Origin of the sequence: Agathobacter sp. LCP21S3_B2, assembly GCF_052118705.1 — a bacterium.
Lineage (GTDB): Bacteria > Bacillota > Clostridia > Lachnospirales > Lachnospiraceae > Roseburia.
This window is the reverse complement of the sequence record NZ_JBQKGQ010000005.1, coordinates 116,422-135,006: the sequence shown is the minus strand read 5'-3', so window position 1 is coordinate 135,006 and position 18,585 is coordinate 116,422. Positions and strand designations below refer to the sequence as shown.

Annotated in this window: 20 protein-coding genes; all 20 read left to right on the top strand. The window is 52.1% G+C overall.

Annotated elements, in window-relative coordinates:
• Positions 1-12 precede the first annotated feature (12 nt).
• The 20 genes from ACTQ1L_RS05325 to ACTQ1L_RS05230 all read left to right on the top strand — a co-directional run bounded on the left by ACTQ1L_RS05325 (position 13) and on the right by ACTQ1L_RS05230 (position 18,579).
• A complete protein-coding gene (locus ACTQ1L_RS05325) occupies positions 13-294 on the top strand; it encodes a hypothetical protein (protein WP_441365806.1) in 282 nt (93 codons plus the stop codon).
• Complete coding sequence (locus tag ACTQ1L_RS05320; protein ID WP_441365804.1) at positions 287-568, top strand: hypothetical protein; 282 nt, start codon at positions 287-289, stop codon at positions 566-568. The genes ACTQ1L_RS05325 and ACTQ1L_RS05320 overlap by 8 nt, the downstream gene beginning before the upstream one ends.
• Positions 569-603: 35 nt before the next feature.
• A complete protein-coding gene (locus ACTQ1L_RS05315) occupies positions 604-1,164 on the top strand; it encodes a hypothetical protein (RefSeq protein ID WP_441365803.1) in 561 nt (186 codons plus the stop codon).
• Positions 1,165-1,975: 811 nt separating this feature from the next.
• Entirely contained in the window at positions 1,976-3,289 is a 1,314-nt protein-coding gene (locus ACTQ1L_RS05310) for a site-specific DNA-methyltransferase (protein WP_441365801.1), read from the top strand.
• Positions 3,290-3,340: 51 nt separating this feature from the next.
• Positions 3,341-3,928 (top strand): hypothetical protein, encoded by a 588-nt coding sequence (locus tag ACTQ1L_RS05305; protein ID WP_117689978.1) that lies wholly within the window; start codon positions 3,341-3,343, stop codon positions 3,926-3,928.
• Positions 3,891-5,738, top strand: a complete 1,848-nt coding sequence (locus ACTQ1L_RS05300) for a phage terminase large subunit family protein (protein ID WP_278852986.1) — start codon at positions 3,891-3,893, stop codon at positions 5,736-5,738. Before ACTQ1L_RS05305 ends, ACTQ1L_RS05300 begins: the two co-directional genes overlap by 38 nt.
• A 10-nt stretch (positions 5,739-5,748) precedes the next feature.
• The gene (locus tag ACTQ1L_RS05295) at positions 5,749-5,994 is read left to right on the top strand and encodes a peptidylprolyl isomerase (protein WP_151198867.1); all 246 of its coding nucleotides are present in this window, start codon (positions 5,749-5,751) and stop codon (positions 5,992-5,994) included.
• The gene (locus tag ACTQ1L_RS05290; protein ID WP_441365799.1) at positions 5,994-7,607 is read left to right on the top strand and encodes a phage portal protein; all 1,614 of its coding nucleotides are present in this window, start codon (positions 5,994-5,996) and stop codon (positions 7,605-7,607) included. Before ACTQ1L_RS05295 ends, ACTQ1L_RS05290 begins: the two co-directional genes overlap by 1 nt.
• Positions 7,540-8,202, top strand: coding sequence for an HK97 family phage prohead protease (locus tag ACTQ1L_RS05285; RefSeq protein WP_441365797.1), 663 nt, complete (start codon positions 7,540-7,542; stop codon positions 8,200-8,202). The genes ACTQ1L_RS05290 and ACTQ1L_RS05285 overlap by 68 nt, the downstream gene beginning before the upstream one ends.
• Positions 8,192-9,790 carry a phage major capsid protein gene (locus tag ACTQ1L_RS05280; protein WP_441365795.1) on the top strand — a complete coding sequence of 533 codons (1,599 nt, stop codon included), beginning with the start codon at positions 8,192-8,194 and terminating at the stop codon, positions 9,788-9,790. The genes ACTQ1L_RS05285 and ACTQ1L_RS05280 overlap by 11 nt, the downstream gene beginning before the upstream one ends.
• Before the next feature lie 19 nt (positions 9,791-9,809).
• Positions 9,810-10,145, top strand: coding sequence for a DUF2190 family protein (locus ACTQ1L_RS05275; RefSeq protein ID WP_441365794.1), 336 nt, complete (start codon positions 9,810-9,812; stop codon positions 10,143-10,145).
• Positions 10,146-10,436, top strand: a complete 291-nt coding sequence (locus ACTQ1L_RS05270; RefSeq protein WP_441365793.1) for a hypothetical protein — start codon at positions 10,146-10,148, stop codon at positions 10,434-10,436. It begins immediately after the preceding gene.
• Between the two features lie 65 nt (positions 10,437-10,501).
• Positions 10,502-10,756, top strand: coding sequence for a hypothetical protein (locus tag ACTQ1L_RS05265; RefSeq protein ID WP_306747804.1), 255 nt, complete (start codon positions 10,502-10,504; stop codon positions 10,754-10,756).
• Positions 10,753-11,310: a phage tail protein gene (locus ACTQ1L_RS05260; protein WP_278852995.1), complete on the top strand. Its 558-nt coding sequence runs from the start codon at positions 10,753-10,755 to the stop codon at positions 11,308-11,310. Before ACTQ1L_RS05265 ends, ACTQ1L_RS05260 begins: the two co-directional genes overlap by 4 nt.
• Positions 11,311-11,320: 10 nt before the next feature.
• Positions 11,321-11,794 carry a hypothetical protein gene (locus ACTQ1L_RS05255; RefSeq protein ID WP_118531372.1) on the top strand — a complete coding sequence of 158 codons (474 nt, stop codon included), beginning with the start codon at positions 11,321-11,323 and terminating at the stop codon, positions 11,792-11,794.
• The gene (locus ACTQ1L_RS05250; RefSeq protein WP_441365791.1) at positions 11,791-12,105 is read left to right on the top strand and encodes a hypothetical protein; all 315 of its coding nucleotides are present in this window, start codon (positions 11,791-11,793) and stop codon (positions 12,103-12,105) included. The genes ACTQ1L_RS05255 and ACTQ1L_RS05250 overlap by 4 nt, the downstream gene beginning before the upstream one ends.
• Positions 12,105-13,559, top strand: coding sequence for a phage tail sheath family protein (locus ACTQ1L_RS05245; protein ID WP_441365790.1), 1,455 nt, complete (start codon positions 12,105-12,107; stop codon positions 13,557-13,559). The genes ACTQ1L_RS05250 and ACTQ1L_RS05245 overlap by 1 nt, the downstream gene beginning before the upstream one ends.
• Positions 13,560-13,561: 2 nt before the next feature.
• Complete coding sequence (locus ACTQ1L_RS05240) at positions 13,562-14,083, top strand: phage major tail tube protein (RefSeq protein WP_117689802.1); 522 nt, start codon at positions 13,562-13,564, stop codon at positions 14,081-14,083.
• A 19-nt stretch (positions 14,084-14,102) separates the two neighbouring features.
• Positions 14,103-14,432, top strand: coding sequence for a phage tail assembly protein (locus ACTQ1L_RS05235; RefSeq protein ID WP_278853001.1), 330 nt, complete (start codon positions 14,103-14,105; stop codon positions 14,430-14,432).
• A 142-nt stretch (positions 14,433-14,574) separates the two neighbouring features.
• On the top strand, positions 14,575-18,579 hold the full coding sequence (locus tag ACTQ1L_RS05230; RefSeq protein WP_441365788.1) for a phage tail tape measure protein: 4,005 nt from the start codon (positions 14,575-14,577) through the stop codon (positions 18,577-18,579).
• The last annotated feature ends 6 nt before the right edge of the window (positions 18,580-18,585 follow it).

Here is an 18,585-nt window from a genome sequence, read left to right as displayed (position 1 = left end):
GGAGGAAAAGGAATGGAGAACGATAAAATTCACGAATACACAGATGCATACCTGGAAAGCTACCTGAGAGCACTGGACAAGACACACAATCCAGATCTTGCCATTCAGACAGCGATGGGTGTCACTATGGTTTTAAGAACGATCGATGCGCAGAACGAACCGAAGCAGCCAGCACAGCCGCAGATCAATCCAATGGCGGCATTATTTGGAGCCATGATGCAACAGGCAGCGCAGAACCAGCAAGAGGAAGGTAATCCAGAAGGCAGCGAGATCGAGAGCGACGACGATGAATAAGTCGGAAAAATACAGTGAAATCATTCTCCTGGAGCAGATGCTCCAGGAGAGAAAGATCGAGCATGAGCAGCACGACTTATACGACGGATATCAGATCATAGTCCCGCTGCCGGAACCAACGAAGGAAATATCCGTCATAGAACACCAGTGCAGCTATGGAAGCATCATGAACTTATTAGAAATATGGGCCGATGGATCGATTCAAGGATACCTGTCGGCAAAGCAGACGTTAAGAATCATCGAGCGCGTAAAAGCCAGGGAATCTCCCCGGTAACAAGCTCGGAAATCAAAGAAAAGGAGAGAAATGCGATGCAGGAAATCAACGAAGAATTGGAAAACGATAGATCAGTATTAGAATGGATGCTCGGCCAGTATGTCCGGGCGAAACGCCGAAAAAAGCAGCTAGAGGTCCGGCTTCTTGAGATCAATGCCGAGCGTGACTCTCCGATCGGAGGACAGGGATATGATCCACTGCCGAGAAGTGGAGGCAACAACGAAGGCGCAGCCGGAATCCTCATGAAGCTGGCCGACATTGAAGACAGGATCTACGAGCAGAAAGCCAAGGCCGATAAATCCATGGTCAACGTGGCAACGATCCTGAATTTTTTACCGGAGGAATCTATGGAGCGCGAGATCTGCGAGCTCCGCCACATCGATGGTCATGAATGGGGAGAGATCGCAGAGGGAATCCCGATGTCAAAAAGCCAGTGCTACAGAATCCACAAGGCCGCCATGTACGAGCTCCTGGAATTTAACTACGTGAAAGAACTCGTCACGGAGAACCGGGAATCGTATGAATATTACATTGAGAAAAAAGAGGAAGCCAGATACCGCCGCGAAAATCAGGCCAGGAAAAATGCCGGAAAATAAAACCCGGAAAAAATATCCGGGAAATTTTCTCCGGAAAAATCTACGCGAAAAAATCCGGAGAAAAAAATCCAGCCTTTGAAATCCGGAAAATCTGGCCGGAAATTTTAAGGCGAAAACAAAGCCCGGAAAAAGCACAGAAATACATAGCCGAAAAACCAGGCGAAAATAAAGCACTTTTTCAGAGGCCCATATAAGGCCCGAAATACAAGGCCGCAAAATAGGCCCATATAGCAGGGGCTTATAAGAGGCCCATAGACAAGGCCCACGCACAAGCCCAGCTCACAGGGCAGGCATAGCAGGCCCACACACCAGGGAGCAGGGCAGAGCACAGCCCCACAGCACCAGGCCACAGGGACACAGGCAGACCAGGAGGCATGGCACACAGCAAGGCCAGGATCACTCACACACCCAGCAGCCACGCGCGCAGCACGCACAGCACAGGGCGGCCAAGGCACCAAGGCAAGCAGCAAACATGCATCAGATGAAAGATGCGACTCCATGCACCACTTGCATGTGGTATAGTAGTAGCATCGAAGCAGGCGGATGAGAGAGACAACCAGCCGAGAGGCAGAGCGAACAGTCTGGCGCTCTATGCAAAGTAAACAGTCCTACATCGAAAGAGATCAGCACAGCAGCTGGTCTCTTTTGCTTTGTCAGTAATGCACAAATCGTAGGTACTACTTTTGTTTATATTTACAGCGGGGCGAGGAAAGCCCGATGCTTTCCCGGATATGACCTTAATTTTTTTTCACATTTCGTTACGCCCAGCCCGGTACATCAAGGAATTTATAACAGATTGGAGGCAGACCGGATGACAACAGAAATGAAAATGGAGACACGAAGCCTGGCCAGCTTGCGCCCGGCGGAATACAACCCAAGAGTCCAGCTGCAGCCAGCCGATCCAGAATATCAGAACATCAAGCGCAGCATTGAAACCTTCGGATACGTGGATCCGATCATCGTAAACCAGGACGGAACCATCATCGGAGGCCATCAGCGCTACAACGTCATGAAGGACCTCGGATATACCGAGGCGCAGGTCGTCGTGGTCGATCTGGACAAGAATAATGAGAAGGCGCTCAATATTGCACTGAACAAAATCACAGGAGAATGGGATGAGATCAAGCTGAAAGACCTGCTGCTCGACCTCGATCTCAATGATTACGATCTGACAGCGACCGGTTTCAGTTCCAAAGAGGTCGAAGACCTCGTGATCCGACTCGACAAGGACGTGGAAGCCGAAGATGACGACTTCGATGCCGACGCAGACTATGAATCCATCGAGGAACCGGTCACCCAGCGCGGAGACATCTGGATCCTGGGAGACCACAGACTCATGTGCGGAGATTCCACCGACCTCGGCGACGTCAACACCCTGATGGGCGGCGAGGAAGCAGACCTCGTGATCACGGATCCGCCGTACAACGTCAACTACAAGGACGGATCCATCAAAAACGACAACATGGACGAGGGATCCTTTGAGGATTTCCTTCAGAATGCATTCCTGGCCATGTTCGAGAACATGAAACCAGGAGCCGCAGCGTACATATTCCACGCAGACAGCGAAGGCCTGGCATTCAGGCGTGCATTCAGAGATGCCGGATTCAAGCTGGCAGAGTGTCTGATATGGGAAAAGAACTCCTTCGTGCTCGGCCGCCAGGATTACCAATGGCGCCACGAACCAATCCTCTACGGATGGAAAGAAGGCGCTGCGCATTACTTCATCGATGACCGAAGCCAGGACACAATCCTCCTGGAAGATGAACTCGACCTGGAATCCATGAAGAAGGAAGACCTGATCACATACATCAATCAGATCATCGCCCAGTACAAAGACCAGACGACCGTCCTCTTTGAGAAGAAGCCGACAAAGAACGACGTGCATCCAACAATGAAGCTGGTAAACCTGGTCGGAAGACTGATGCGGAACTCCAGCAAGCCAGGATGGAACGTCCTCGATTTATTCGGAGGCAGTGGATCCACACTCATGGCAGCAGAGCAGATCGGCCGCCGGGCGTTTCTGATGGAGCTTGATGAGAAGTTCTGCGACGTAATCGTCCACCGATGGGAAGAATTCACAGGAAAGAAGGCTGTAAGAGCCGGGAAGTTGGAGGTGAGCCTATGATGAACCAATATGAAATCATGGCCGAAATTTTGCGGGGGGGGGTACGCTCATATGAGTGATGGAGAAGTAAAAGGCAGCTTTTATCGGACAGAGATCATCGCGCAGCTTTTCGGAGTGACCGTCCGCCGCGTGCAGCAGCTCACCCAGGAAGGCATCATATCCACCACCAAGATCCTGGAAGATGGAAAGAGCGTCCGAAGATACGACCTCGTGCCTACGATCCAGGCATACGTCAAATACCTATCGGACAAGGCATACGGAAAGCAGCACCGTACCGATAAGGAGATCGAGCTCAGGGAACAGAAGATGCAGGCCGACATCGCCCTGAAGGAGAGCCAAGGAGAACTGCATAGATTGAAGACCGAGATAGCAGCCGGTCAGTACATCAGCGTAGAAGAAGTAAAACTCGACTACGCTAAATTTTTTGTTGTATTTAAAAAATTCGCTATGAGCATACCAGCCAGGGTAACCGGGATGCTTTCAGGACAGATGGAACCGTCTGAACTGAGGCGATGCGAAAAGGAGATAGCCGCGGAAGTAAACAGACTGCTCGGAGCGTTTGTCATTGCCGGAATAGTGGGACCAGAGGATGTGAAGAAAGATGGCACCCTTAAAGAAGAAAAGAATACAGATTCGTAAATTTCCAGTCACACAATACCAGGCAGACGCACTCAAGCAGCTCTGCCCGCCTGAGAACATAACCGTTTCAGAGTGGGCGGAAAACTACAGAGTCCTAGACTCCAAGACATCCGCCCTCCCAGGACCATGGCGAAATGACAAGACGCCGTACCTGAAGGAGATCATGGATGAGCTCATCAATTACGACACGGAAAGAATTATCTTCGTAAAACCGACACAGGTCGGAGGAACCGAAGCCCTTCAGAACATGCTCGGATACGTTATCCAGCAGGATCCATCCCCGACCATGATCGTCTACCCAACAGACATCCTGGCCAAGAGTATCAGCGAGAACCGACTGGAACCAATGATCATGGCAACCAGGACGCTGAAATCGCTTTACAACAAAAACGAATCATCGCAGCTGGAGCTGCAATTTGATGGAATGTACCTGTCGCTGGCCGGATCCAACTCGCCATCGTCCCTGGCATCGAAGGCGATCAAGTACCTGTTCCTGGACGAGGTGGACAAATACCCAGGATCATCCAAGAAAGAGTCGGATCCAATCTCACTGGCGATGGAGAGAACCAAGACCTTCCGAAACAGGAAGATCTACATGACGTCAACACCAACTCTGGCCACCGGCCATATTTGGAAGGCACTCATGGATGCGGATATCGAAAAGCATTACTTCATACCGTGCCCGCACTGCGGATCCATGATAGAGCTCACGTTTCAGAATTTGAAGTTCCCATCCGGGGACGACCTGAGCAACCAGGACAGAGCCGACATGGCGGTCTACCGGTGTCAGGAATGCGGTGGAGACATCACAGACCAGGACAAGGAACAGATGCTCCGGTACGGAGAGTGGAAGACCGTGCGTGAGAATTCAAAGTACAACCGCAAGGTAGGATTCTGGATCAACACGCTTTATAGTCCGTTCGTCAGATTTTCAGAAATCGTGAAAGAATTCCTGGATAGCAAGGACGATCCGGACAAGCTGCAGAACTTCACGAACTCATGGCTCGCAGAACCATGGGAAGACACCAAACTGAAGACATCGGCCGACACCGTACTGGAACGCCAGACAGAGCGGCCGGAATTCACAGCACCAAGCTGGACGAAGTTCCTGACCGCGGGAGTGGACGTTCAGGAGACGTCACTCTACTGGACCATCCGAGCGTGGGGCAGCTACATCACGAGTCAGAACATCGCGCACGGCCAGGCGTTATCCTTCCAGGATATCGAGCAGATCATGAATACGCCGTATTTCACAGAAGACGGAGACCAGCTGATCGTGGCACTGTGCCTGATTGACTCCGGATACGACGCAGACAGCACGTATGACTTCTGCGCCCTGAATTCAGAATGGGCGCTGCCGGTCAAGGGTTCCAACAACCCGATGTTGTCACACTTCAAGCTATCGAAGATCAACAAGCAAGGAAGCCAGGCATACGGAATGAACCTGGTGCTGGTTGATGGCGACAAGTACAAGGACATGATCGCCGGTCGAATGAAGAAGCCGAACGGACGCGGAAGCTGGATGGTCTTTGATGGATGCGACAGAGAATACGCCGAGCAGGTAACCGCAGAGCACAAGGTCAACGTCAAATCCGGAAACCGAACCGTTCAGAGATGGGTACCAAAGCGCAGCCACATCGACAACCACTACCTGGATGCAGAGGTATATGCGCTGGCAGCAGCTGACATACAAGGCGTCCGGACACTGCATCTGCAGGATGAGGCAGATGCAAAGGCAAAAGCTGAACGTCCTGAACCGGAGTATGCACCGGAGGAAACATGGATCAAGCAAAACGAGAACTGGATATAGGAGGAACGACATGAGTGAAGAAAGCAAAGAGCTCGACGGTAACGTCAGCACTGCCGAGCTGCTCGGAGAAGTCAAAACAGCAATCCGAAAAATTCTGATTGGCGGCCAGTCTTATCAGATCGGTAGCCGTAAGCTGACAAGAGCCGACCTCTACCAGCTCAGGAAGCTGAAAGAGGAACTGGAGGCAGAGATAGCCGCAGAGGGCGACACCAGTCTCCTGGACAACACATACGTCGCCTTTTTTGATGGGAGGTGATGGACCAAATGAGCTGGCTAGATAACGTCGTCGCATGGATCAGCCCGGAAGCGGGAGCAAAGCGTGCGGCATGGCGTGCAACGTACAACGAACTGCGTAACTATGACGCAGGAAACAACTCCAGACTGAATGCAGGATGGAGAGCGGCGAACTACTCCGCAGAAATGACGGACAGAACATCCAGAGACACCATCAGAGCCAGAGCGCGAGACCTGGAAAGAAACTCCGACATCGCGAATTCACTGATATCAGCATACAAGCGAAACGTCATCGGCGCAGGATATAACCTGCAGGCCAAGACGAAGAACGCAAAGCTGAATGCAGACATCGAGAAGCTCTGGAAAAAATGGTGCAAGGCAAGGAACTGCGACGTGACCGGAACGCAGACCTTGAACCAGATACTCCGAATGGCAGTGACCAGGAAGAAGGTGGATGGAGGAATTCTATTCGTGAAGGTTTACACCAACGACGGAATGATCCCGTTCAAACTTCAGATGATCGAGGTTGATGAGCTCGACACTCTCCAGGTTGGGGAGACAGCCGGAGGAAACCGAATCGTCGGAGGCATTGAGTATAACAAGTACAACAAACCGGTCGCATATTGGATCAGGCAGTACGGCATCGACGGATTCTCCCTGGAACAGCCAAGAAGAATCGATGCAAACGATGTGATTTTTTATTACACGAAGCGCCGCCCTTCTCAGATCAGAGAAATGTCCGATATGAGCCAGACAGCAACCAGAATCCGTGACACAAACGAATTCATGACTGCAGTATCCGTCAAGGAACGAATCGCAGCCTGCCTGTCTGTTTTCATAAAAAAGCAGCTGCCGACAGTCGGCATCGGAAGAAATGCAGCGACGGAAAACGTCGGAAAGCATGAGTACGATGGAAAGACGCTGACACCTGGAATGATCAAAGAGCTCAATGCAGGAGATGAAGTCCAGGTCGTAAATCCGACCGGCCAGGGAAGCGATGCTACATCCTTCACGAAGCTGCAGCAGCGTATGATCGGAGCCGGTCAGGGACTCTCATACGAGGCGACATCCCGCGACATGAGCGAGACCAACTACGCATCCGCAAGACAGGGAGCCATCGAGGATGAGATGACCTACCAGGAGGAGGAAGAAGCAATTCTGGCCATTCTCGATGAGATCTATGAGACATTCGTAATCAGCTGTTATCTGACAGGACTGATCAAGGTAAACGGAGACTTCTGGACAAAGAAGGATGACTACCTGGAGCACGGATGGATCAAGAGCCCTAAGAAGTGGATTGATCCACTGAAGGAATCCAGCGCAAACAAGACCGCGCTGAATACCGGCCAGAAAACGTACAAAGAGATCGCTGCCGAGAACGGCCGCGACTGGAAGCAGCAGATCGATGACAACCTGGAAGTAATCGAGTATGCGAAAAAGAAAGGCTATGACTTAGGAGGTGTGATATTCGATGGCAAACTCGGATCAGAAAAAGAAGAACCGAAGCCAGAGCCGCCAAAACCGGATGATCAAACCGGAGACGGCCAGGAGGAAGGAACCAACGGTGATGACAAGGGCACACAGTCCGGAGACGGAAAAGAAGGCCGGTCAGCATCAGACGAAGGACAGGAATAGAGGCCTGAGAGAACTTAGAGGTTCGATCAGAGCACTCGAAGGAGATGGCAACGAGCGAACATTCGAGCTGAGCTTCTCATCTGAAGAACCATATACAAGATGGTTCGGACAGGAGATTCTCGACCATTCAGAAGGCTGCGTCGATCTGACCAGGCTGAATGAGATCGGATGCGTGCTTTTCAACCATGACCGCGACGAAGTGATCGGCAAGATCACCAAAGCGTGGATAGATAACGGACGTGGAATGGCTACTATCGAATTTGATTCAGACGAAGCGTCCGAAGTGATCTACCAGAAAGTAAAAGGCGGAACCCTCAAAGGCGTATCCGTAGGATACCTGGTAGACGACTGGGAGGAAGTAATGCCAAACAAGACCTCGACGGATGGCAGATTCATGGGACCATGCTCGATCGCTAAGAAGTGGGCGCCTTACGAGATAAGCATCGTTAGTGTCCCAGCAGATCCAACCGTAGGTGTGGGAAGGGAAATGGAGGAAAAATCCGAACCCGGAACACAGGACATCCCACTCGATATCTATGAGCGGCAACTTCAAATAAACAAAAACCGAATGGAGGTAAAAGAAAATGACGATTGAACAGATGATCGCACGTCAGCAGGAATTATTAAACGCTGCCAGATCCGCAGGTCGCAACATGACACGCGAGGAAGCCGCAGAATTTGACTCCCTGCAGAGAAGCATCGACGCAGCTAGAGCAGCTGGTGCTGGCATCGCCCATGGCGGCCAGAGTTCCACTCCTGCTGCACCAGCAAACAACACACCGGAAGGCCAGAGACAGCAGACACCTGCTGCAGGCGAAGGTGGAAACGGTGGACAGGATCCACAGAACGCACAGAGAGCCATCGAGGCAGAAAGACAGAGAATCCGCAGCATTGAGGACCTCTGTACAGAGTTCGGTCTTGATGCCAGATCTTACATCGACAACGGATCTACCGAGGAGCAGGTAAGAGCCGCAGTCATTGAACACTTGAGAAGCCAGCACTCACCAGTAGCGACCGGCATCCAGGTAACAGATACACAGGAGGATAAGTTCAGACGCGCAGCTGCTGATTCACTCCTTATGAGAAGCGGTATGACATTGGAGCGACCTGAAGATGGAGCTAGAAGCCTCATGGGAATGTCACTCAGAGACCTCGCAATCGAGTGTCTCCAGAGAGATGGATCATCAGAGACAAATCTGAACCGCAGAAGCTCCGATGAGCTCTACACAATGATGGCCAGAGGTTTCTACAACCCTGAAGCATCATTCCCTGCAATCCTCGACCAGACAATCGAGAAGGCATACAAAGAAGGATACCGCAAGGTTTCCGTAACATTTGACAAGTTCACAAAGAAGGGATCTTTGAAGGACTTCAAGACACACGACAACTACTACGTAGCTGGACCTGTTGGAGAGTTCCTGGAGGTACCGGAGAACGGCGAATTAAAGCATGACATCTTTAAGGATGAAAAGCTGCCTACCAGAAAACTGAAGACATACGGCCGACAGTTCACTCTTTCAAGAAAGGCATTTATCGATGACGACATCGGTCTCGTAACAAGCATTCCTGCAAGATACGCAGCAGCCGCAAGAAAGACGATCAACAAGCAGGTATACCAGATCCTGATTAACAACTCCAACATTTACGACGGAGCTCCGCTTTTTGGTAAGGAGCACAAAAACCTCCTTGCTACCGGCACCGGCGTAACCCAGGATGCAATGCAGACCATGATCATGGCACTCGCAAATCAGAAGGACCAGTTCGGAGGCAGCATCATCATCAATCCTGCAACAATCGTGGTTCCTTCAGGAATGAAGTTCGACATGTACACTTTGTTCTACAGCCCGACAATCAACACCAGCGACAACACACAGGCAGTGAACCCACTCTACCAGTACAGAGACAGCATCGAGGTAGTCGAAGATCCTACAATCAATGCACTCTGCGGTGGACTTGGCAACGTGATGCCATGGTTCCTGATCGGCGATCCTGGAGACGCAGACTTCATCGAGGTCGACTACCTGAACGGACAGGAGATCCCGAACATCAGAAGAATGGAAGCTCCTGGACAGCTTGGATTCATCTGGGATATCTATCTCGACTGGGGCATCAGCGTTATGGATTACCGTGGAGCTGTTAAGAACCCAGGAATCAAAGTCGACACGAAGCTGAAGCTCGTCTAAGAGGAAGGAGGAATAAATCATGGCAACAGCAACATTCTGGCAGAGAGGCGAGACTATTGATCGCATCAATGACACAGCAAAAACCATTCCGGCTAATACCATCCAGGCTATCGGCAAGAGAATCGGAGTCGTAGCGATGGAAGCAGCACCTGGACAGAAATATAGCGTAAACGTCGTAGGCGTTTACAGCTTCCCAAAGAAGGCAAGCGAGGCAATCACAGCCGGAGCAGATGTCTACTGGGACAACACAAACGGAGTGATCACCGCAACAGCCGAGTCCAACATCCTCGCAGGCTACGCTATCGCAGACGCAGCCGCATCGGACGCGGTCGTATCAATTAAGATCAACGCCTAAATGAAGCTCGTGGCAGTTTATCCGATCTTATACAGAGCACGTCAGTATGAGGTCGGAGATGAGCTTCCTGATTCAGAAATGAAGCAGACCTGGCTGGATGCCGGAACCGCCACCCTGGTAGAGGATGAGCCAGAGGCACCGGCTCCAAGAGCGCAGATGCTGACAGCTCAGCCAGGACAGATTGGAATCAGCAATAGTGGCAACGAAGATGACCTCGCTGGAAGAATCCCAAAGAGCATCGAAAGAGCCGCTGATCCGGTAAAGAAACCAACCCGGAGCCGAAAAAAATGAGTTTCAAAGACGTAATCGCGTCGGACGTGCACGACACATTCATGAACGCGGATGAGTTCTCAGACATGCATGACCTCAATGGAAAGATGATGCCGGTTCAGGTAGACTCCAACGAACAGATCGAGCGTGAAAAGAGATTCAACCAGCACATGGATGGAATTTATAAGAACCAAAAACTGATCTACGTAGCAGCCACCGACTATGGCCCGATGCCGAAGCAAGGATCCCTGATCCAGTTCGACAAAAAGCCATACAAGGTGGCTGATGCTATTTCAGAGGACGGTATCTATTCAATCACACTGGAGGCGAACAGAGCATGATCGAATACCAGGTAGACGAACAGATGCTGGAGGAAGTGCAGGCGAAGCTCGGAGAAATGAGCCGAAAAGCGCCAACGGTAATATCGCGGGCCCTGAATAAAGTAGCAGTCACAGCGAGAGTAGATCTCGCAAATAAAGCGCAGGCGACCTACACGGTAAAATCCGGAGGCTTTAAGAAGGACATGACGATCCGGAAAGCGTCCGCAGGAAGACTGGAAGCGGTGATCCATTCACAAGGCAAGCCGCTCACAATTGATAAGTTTCATACCACATTTGCCAAGAAATCCGGAGCCAAGGCAAACATCATAAAGGGTGGAGGCCTGAAGCAGTTAATCAAAGGCAATATAAAAGCCTTTCGCGGAGAAATGGGTAATGAACATAAGGGAATCTTCCAGAGAGAAGGATCGGCGAGACTTCCAATAAAACAGCTTTACTCCAACTCAATCCCGAAGATGATCGGTAACGAGGAAAAGGTATACGGAGTCGTGAAGCCATCCATCGACCGGAACCTGCAGCATTACGTGGAGCAGCAAATAGAATTACTCACAAAGTAGGAGGAAGGCAATGACACCATGGGACCTTCAGAAATCGCTAATCGCTGAAATCGAGGAACTCCTGGCACAGATGCAGCTGAAAAATGCTGCAGGAGAGGACGTGTTCGGAGTAAAAGGCTACGAACAGAGGCTGCCGGAGATCACAGACGATGAGGAAGACCAGTCGCAGTTCTTCCCTTACTTCATCGTGAGAATCGAAGAAGGCAACACACCGACGGACGATGAGCCATGGCTCGTCGGAACCACGGTATTATTCGGAATTTGCGACTACGACAAAGAAACGAACGGACACAGAACCATCCTGGAGATGATCACAAAGATTACAAACAGGTTTCTGGAAAGACCGCTCCTGGATAGCAAATTTAGAGCGAACCAGAACGTGAGCTTTGCGCTTCAGGATGAGGACACATATCCGTTTTACTTCGGAGCCATAGATATCAAATTCTACGTACCAAAAATAGGAAGGAGCGATGACTGGTCATGAGCGAATCAGTAAAGGCGCCGGAGACAAAAGCACCGGCAAAAAAGACACAGGCAGTGACGGAGGCAAAGACTGAAGCAGTCCTCTACGTAGGACCAACAATCAGCGGAATCGCCATCACCGGCACAGTCTACACGACAATCCCGGAGGCAGCAAAAGCAGCCAAAGCGGATGCACCAATGATCCTGAACCTTTTCATTCCGATCAGAGAATACGGCGAGGCCGAGAGAATGATCAGAGAAAAGAGAGGATACATATACAGCGCTTACGCAGAAGCGCAGAAATTCAAACTTGAAAGAGGAGGTAAGAACTAATGAGCATCAGACATGGAGTTTACATCCAGGAAGAAGCTACAGCCGTTCAGGTACCAAAGACCGGCAACAGCTCCGTCCAGGTAGTCGTCGGAACAGCTCCGGTCAATATGGCCGAGAATCCAAGCGAAGCCGTGAACGTTCCAATTCTTGCGAATTCAGGAACTGAAGCCATGGCAGCACTCGGATATTCCGTAGACTTTAAGAATTTCACACTTTGCCAGACGATGTTCGCAACATCAAACCTGTTCCAGGTTAGTCCGGTCGTTTACATCAACGTCCTGGATCCGGCAAAGCACAACAAGGAACTCGCAGAGGCAGAGTACCAGGTAAACCAGAAGCAGGCAGTGATCGAGAAAGAAGGCATCATCCTCGAAGGGCTCACCGTCAAGAATTCAACCGGCGATACAGAGCTCAAGGCTGGCGAGGATTACAGTGCTGCATTTGACAGCACAACTGGATTCCTCACAATCACAATGCTCGCAGGCGGAAAAGGCGCAGCAGCAACAGCCATCAAGGTAAGCGGAAAAGTCATCGATCCGTCGAAGGTTACGAAGGAGGACGTCATCGGAGCCGTGGATCCATCCACAGGAGCTGAGACAGGAGCGCAGGTCATTAGACAGGTATACCCAAGACTCGGCATCGTTCCGGGACTCATTCTCGCGCCAGGCTGGTCACAGATTCCGGAGGTCGGTCTTGCACTTGCAGCCAAGGCGGCCAAGATCAATGGCGTATACAGCGCAATGGCACTTCTTGACCTTGATACAGCCAAGGCAAAGAAATACACAGACACCAAGAGCGTGAAAGAGGAATCCGGATACACAAGCCCATTCTGCTATCCGCTCTGGCCATGCGACAGAGTCGGCGAGTACATTCTCGCAAAATCTGCAGTGGCAGGCGCCATGATCCAGTACATGGCATCAGATAACGAGGACGTACCAAACCAGTCACCGTCCAACCATTTACTCGGAGTCGGAGGCCAGTGCCTCGAAGATGGAACGGAAGTATATCTCGACCAGGACCAGGCAAACACGGTCAATGGCTACGGAGTGGCCACAGCGATCAACCAGAACGGCTATCGCTTATGGGGTAACTACACCGGAGCGTATCCAGCGAGCTCAGACGCGAAAGATATCTGGTTCGCAGTTCGCCGCATGTTCAGCTGGCAGGGAAATAACTTCATTCAGACATACTTCGATGAGGTAGACGATCCGATGAACAACGTCCTGGTCCAGAGCGTAGTAGACAGCGAGAACATCCGCTGCAGCGCATACGCACCTAAATACTGGGCCGGAGCTTCCATCGAATACAAGTCAGATGACAATCCAAAGACTGCCATCCTGGCCGGAACGATGAAGTTCAGACAGCACATTGCACCGTACACACCAGCGCAGGAAATCGTGGACATCATCGACTACGATACAGACACGCTGGCAGCAGCAGTAGGAGGTAACTAATTATGGCAAGCATTATTCCTGAAGTATTAAACCACTTCAACATTTATAACGGCGCCAATGCCCTCGTCGGAGTATCCGGCGAGGTGGAGCTTCCGGAGCTTGAAGCCATCACGGATACCGTGGAAGGCACCGGAGTGCTCGGCGAGATCGAGGATCCGGTAACTGGACAGTTCTCCAGCGCCACAATCAAGATCCCATTCGCAGTTTTATACAGCGATATGTTCTCCATCGTAAACACCACAGAACCGCCGCTCCTGACACTCAGAGGATCTATGCAGTGCACGGATCCAAAGACCGGAGCAACCGGATACTATCCGATCAGAGTCGTGGTACGAGGCAAAGCCAAGACAACCACACTCGGCAAGGTAGCCAAAGGAAAGAAGATGGAATCAGAGGTCGAACTTGAGATTTTATACATCAAAGTAGAGATCAACAACGCCGTCGTTTTAGAGCTCGACAAACTGAACTTCGTATTCGTATTAAACGGAAAAGACATGCTGGCGCAGATCAGAAGCCAGTGCTAAATAACAGGAGGAACGCAAAATGAGTGAAAAAGTCACAGAAATCAACAAGCCAGAAGATAACGAGATGAAGCTCAAGCTCAGTAAAGAGTATGACTTCGAAGGACAGAAGATCGGCGAGATCGACCTCAGCGGGCTCGACAATTTGACTGCTGCAGATATGATCCAGGCCAACAAGGTCCTCACAAACAACGGAACCGTGTCGGTTCTTCCGGAGACAACTCTGGAATACGACCTCATCATCGCAGCCGGAGCTTTGAAGATGCCGATCGAGTTCTTTAAGCAGCTGAAGCCAAAGGACGCCATGGCGCTCAAGAACAGAGTGACATCTTTTTTATTCGGCGAGGAATAAATCCTGCGGACTTCTCAGAGTTGCGGAAATGCTGTCTAACCCTGTCGCTGAACCTCAGCACAGGGTTAGATTATTTTTTGCAAATGAACATCTTTGACCTTATTGATTTATGCGCCGATTTGAAGGAGGTGACACCTAAGAAATGAGCGAATTCGAAGTAGCGATTAGAATCGCCGGAAAATTAGATAAATCACTGCAGACGTCAGTCAGCAGCGCACAGAAGATGCTCGGCAGCCTTGGAAAAGGCGGCCTGTCTTCCGCATTGACCGGTATCGGAAATGCAATGGAAAGTACCGGAAAAGCGCTCACCACAGGAGTCACGATGCCGGTAATCGCGCTCGGTGCCACATCCGTGAAGGAGTTCGGATCCGTAGATAAGTCCATGAAGCTCGTCCAGGCAACCATGGGATCAACAGACGCCCAGGCCAAACAGCTTGAATCAACAATGAAAAAAGCAGCGGCAAATTCCGTATTCGGAATGCAGGACGCGGCAGACGCAACGCTGAACTTCGCGCGCCAGGGCTTCAATGCAAAGCAGGCAGGAGACATGCTGACGCCCGCACTGAACCTGGCAGCAGGAACGGCGACGGATTTGTCAGTCGTAACCGGTGGCCTTGGAAACGCCCTGAAGATGTTCGGCAAGGACTCAAACTATGCAGCGACAGCAGCAGATATCCTATCGACAGCCCAGGCGCAGGCCAACACGACTGTCACGGATTTATTCGACGCCATGGCAACAGCAGGACCGATCTGCAGCTCAGTCGGATGGTCAATGTCCGATCTGGCCGCAATTACTGATATCTTCGGCGATGCCGGAATCAGTGGCGCTGAAGGAGCCACGGCACTGAAAACAGGTCTGGCCAGATTAGCAAGCCCGGCCAAAGACGGAGCTACCTGGATTAAAAAACTAGGCCTGGAGATATTCAATTCAGATGGATCCATGAAAAGTATGGTCGACGTGCAGAAGCAGCTGCATGATAGCTTTCAGGGCTTAACCAGCCAGGAACAGATGAGTGCGGCGGCCGCAATCTTCGGAAAGAACCAGATGGCCAAGTGGATGACGCTGATCAATGCATCACCGGATCAGGTACAGAAATACGCAAGCTCGCTGGAAGGAGCGGCCGGAAGCTCGCAGAAGATGGCAGACGCACTCCTATCCGGAATGGGCGGATCCATGGAAAAACTGAATTCATCCTTTGACGTTATGAAATATACGGTCGGAGGAATCGCCAGCGAAGTCCTGAAGCCTTTCGTGGATAATTTGACCGGGCTGATCGACAAATTCAACAACCTGGATCCGTCGATGCAGAAGAACATCGTGAAATGGGTAGGCATTGCAGCCGCAGCCGGACCAGTCCTGCTGATCGGCGGCCGACTGTTCAAAGTGGCCGGATCCCTGGTGGGAACATTTGGCAAGGTTGGAAAAGCGATCGGAAGCATCGGAAAGAAAACTAAAGGCATGAGCGCACCGCTCAAAGAAGGAAGCAGTGTAATGTCCGCAGCAGCCAAGAATGCGCTCGGATTCGGAATCGGATTCGCGGCCGCAGCCGCAGGCGTGTGGATATTAGTAAAAGCAGCCAAGGAACTCGCTGCAGCGGGACCAGGAGCGCAGATAGCAACCGTCCTGATGGCCGGAGGCATTATCGCATTAATGGCAGTAGCAGCGCAGCTCGCACCGAAGCTGCAGGCAGGCACGCAAGGTCTCCTGGCATTCGGAGGTGCAATCTTAATGGCCGGAGCCGGTATGAGTTTGATGGCAATGGCAGCAACACAGGTGGCAGCCGCAGGACCTATGGCATTCGCAAGCCTGGCACTCATGGAAGGCGGCATCATTGCATTACTCGCAGTCGCAGGAACAATGGGACCACAGCTCGCCGGAGCATCTGCGGGACTTCTCGCATTCGGCGGAGCAGTTCTGATGGCAGCGGCCGGAATGAGCCTCATGGCGATGGCAGCAACACAGGTAGCGGCAGCCGGACCGATGGCAATCGCAGCACTCACAATCATGGAAGTAGGAATGATCGCAATGATGGCAGTAGCCGGAGCGCTCGGACCTGCACTCACAGCAGCATCAGTCGGACTGATTGCATTCGGAGCTTCTATCGTTCTGGCGGCAACAGGATGCCTGATCATGGTTCAGGCGGCGACGCAGATCGCAAGCGCAGGACCGGCAGCGCAGATCGCCCTCGCACTCTTAGCGGCGGGACTGATCGCATTCGGAGCAGTAGCCGGAGCCTTGGCGCCAATACTCCTGGCAGGAGCTGCAGCGATCGCAGCGCTGGGAGCAGCGCTCACATTAGTGGCAACAGCGGCCATGCTGGGAGCAGCAGCGCTGGCCATTATATCGGTATCGCTTCCGCTTTTATCAACATACGGAGCGACCGGAGCATCGGCAATCCTGACACTTAGCGGAGCACTAACAGCATTCGCAGCATCTGCAGCAGTATGCGGAGCCGGAGCATTAGTGGCAGCCGCAGGACTTCTCGCAATGGCAGCCGGAGCCTTGGCGGCCGGAGCGGGCGTTTTAATGGTTGGAGCTGGAGCCGTGGTACTCGCAGCAGCAATCGCAATGATCGCAGCCGGAGCAACAGCCAGCATGGCTTCATTTATGCTTTTAGCAACAATGGTCCGTTTATTCGGAACCGCAGCACTATCAGCAACAGCACCAATCCTGGCACTTACAGCGGCAATGCTGCCATTCGCGGCGGCCGCACTTGCGATGGCAGCCGGAGCAACGGCAGGAGGCGCAGCCCTTCTGATACTGGCAGCCGGAGCACTAGCCGCATCAGTCGGCATGGTACCACTTGCAGCAGCCCTGGCACTTGCAGCAGCATCGGTGGAAATCATCGGAGCCAGTGCAAAGGCAGCTGGATCGGCGCTTAAATCAATGGCCAAAGGTGCAACAGGAACCGCGGCCAAGATGGCAATCATAGCTGCAGGAGCCGCACCACTCGCGGCAGCCCTGGCACCACTCGCAGTCGCAGCGGCAGCAGCGGCAGCGGCAGTCCTGGCCTTAGCGGCAGGAAGTACAGCGGCGGCAGCAGCAATCATGCTCCTGGCAGCGGGAATCACAATGACAGCCGGAGCGCTGACGCTTTGCAGCGCATCAATAACAGCATTCAAGGCAAGCGCGGCAGGAATCAACGCAGTGGCAATGCCAACAGCTGCAGCATTCACAAGGATGGCAGTGGCAGTGGCACCGTTCACCGCAGCGATCACAGCGCTGGCCGGACCGATGATGGCAACATCAGCATCCATGGTCGTATTTGCAGGAGGCATCACAGTAGCGGCAGCTTCAGCAACCGCGCTGGCCGTATCCCTGCGGTCGACAATGGTAACACTTGGAACGCTCGGAGCTTTAACCACAGTAGCCATGAATATGGTCACAGTGGCCATCAGAAACTCCATGACACAGTCGAACCAGGCCGTGGTAACCGGAATCACCGTGATGCGGACAACAACGCAGACCGGAATGACAACCATCGTGGCCGTGACCAGAAACAGCATGACCATGTTCGTGGTGGCGGTCAGAACAGGCGGAAGCCAGGCAGTGGCAGCATGCAGAAGCACAAGCAGCCAGATGGTCGGAGCTTTCTCCGGACTTTCAGGAAGCATGTACAGCGCCGGATCGTTCGCTATGGCCGGACTCAGGAACGGTATCGCAGCCGGTGGGGCTGCAGCGATCGCCCAGGCGAGAAGCATAGCCAACCAGGTAGCAGCAACCGTCAACAGCGCACTGAAGATTCACTCTCCATCAAGAGTCATGGATCAATCAGGACAGTACGCAGGCCAAGGTCTCGCAGGAGGTATCCAGAAGACCGGAGCACTCGTTCAGAAGGCAGCCAACGAATCACTCGCGCAGCCAGTAATGAACGCAGGATCCAAGACGCTGGAGGCTCCACAGTTTGAGAACCGGTCGAGCGTGATCGGAGACACCGTGAGCGCATTTACTGGACAGAAGCAGTCCGGGAATGGTAACAGCAATGAATCTGCAAGCCAGCAGTTCGTATTCAGTCCAACGTACCGATTCGAGGCGGGCACACCGTCCAAGGAGGACATGGTAGAGGCGAACAGAATGAGCCAGGCAGAATTTAAGAAAATGATGAAAGAATACCTGCGGACGGAAGGCCGCCGGGCATTCGCATAGAAAGGA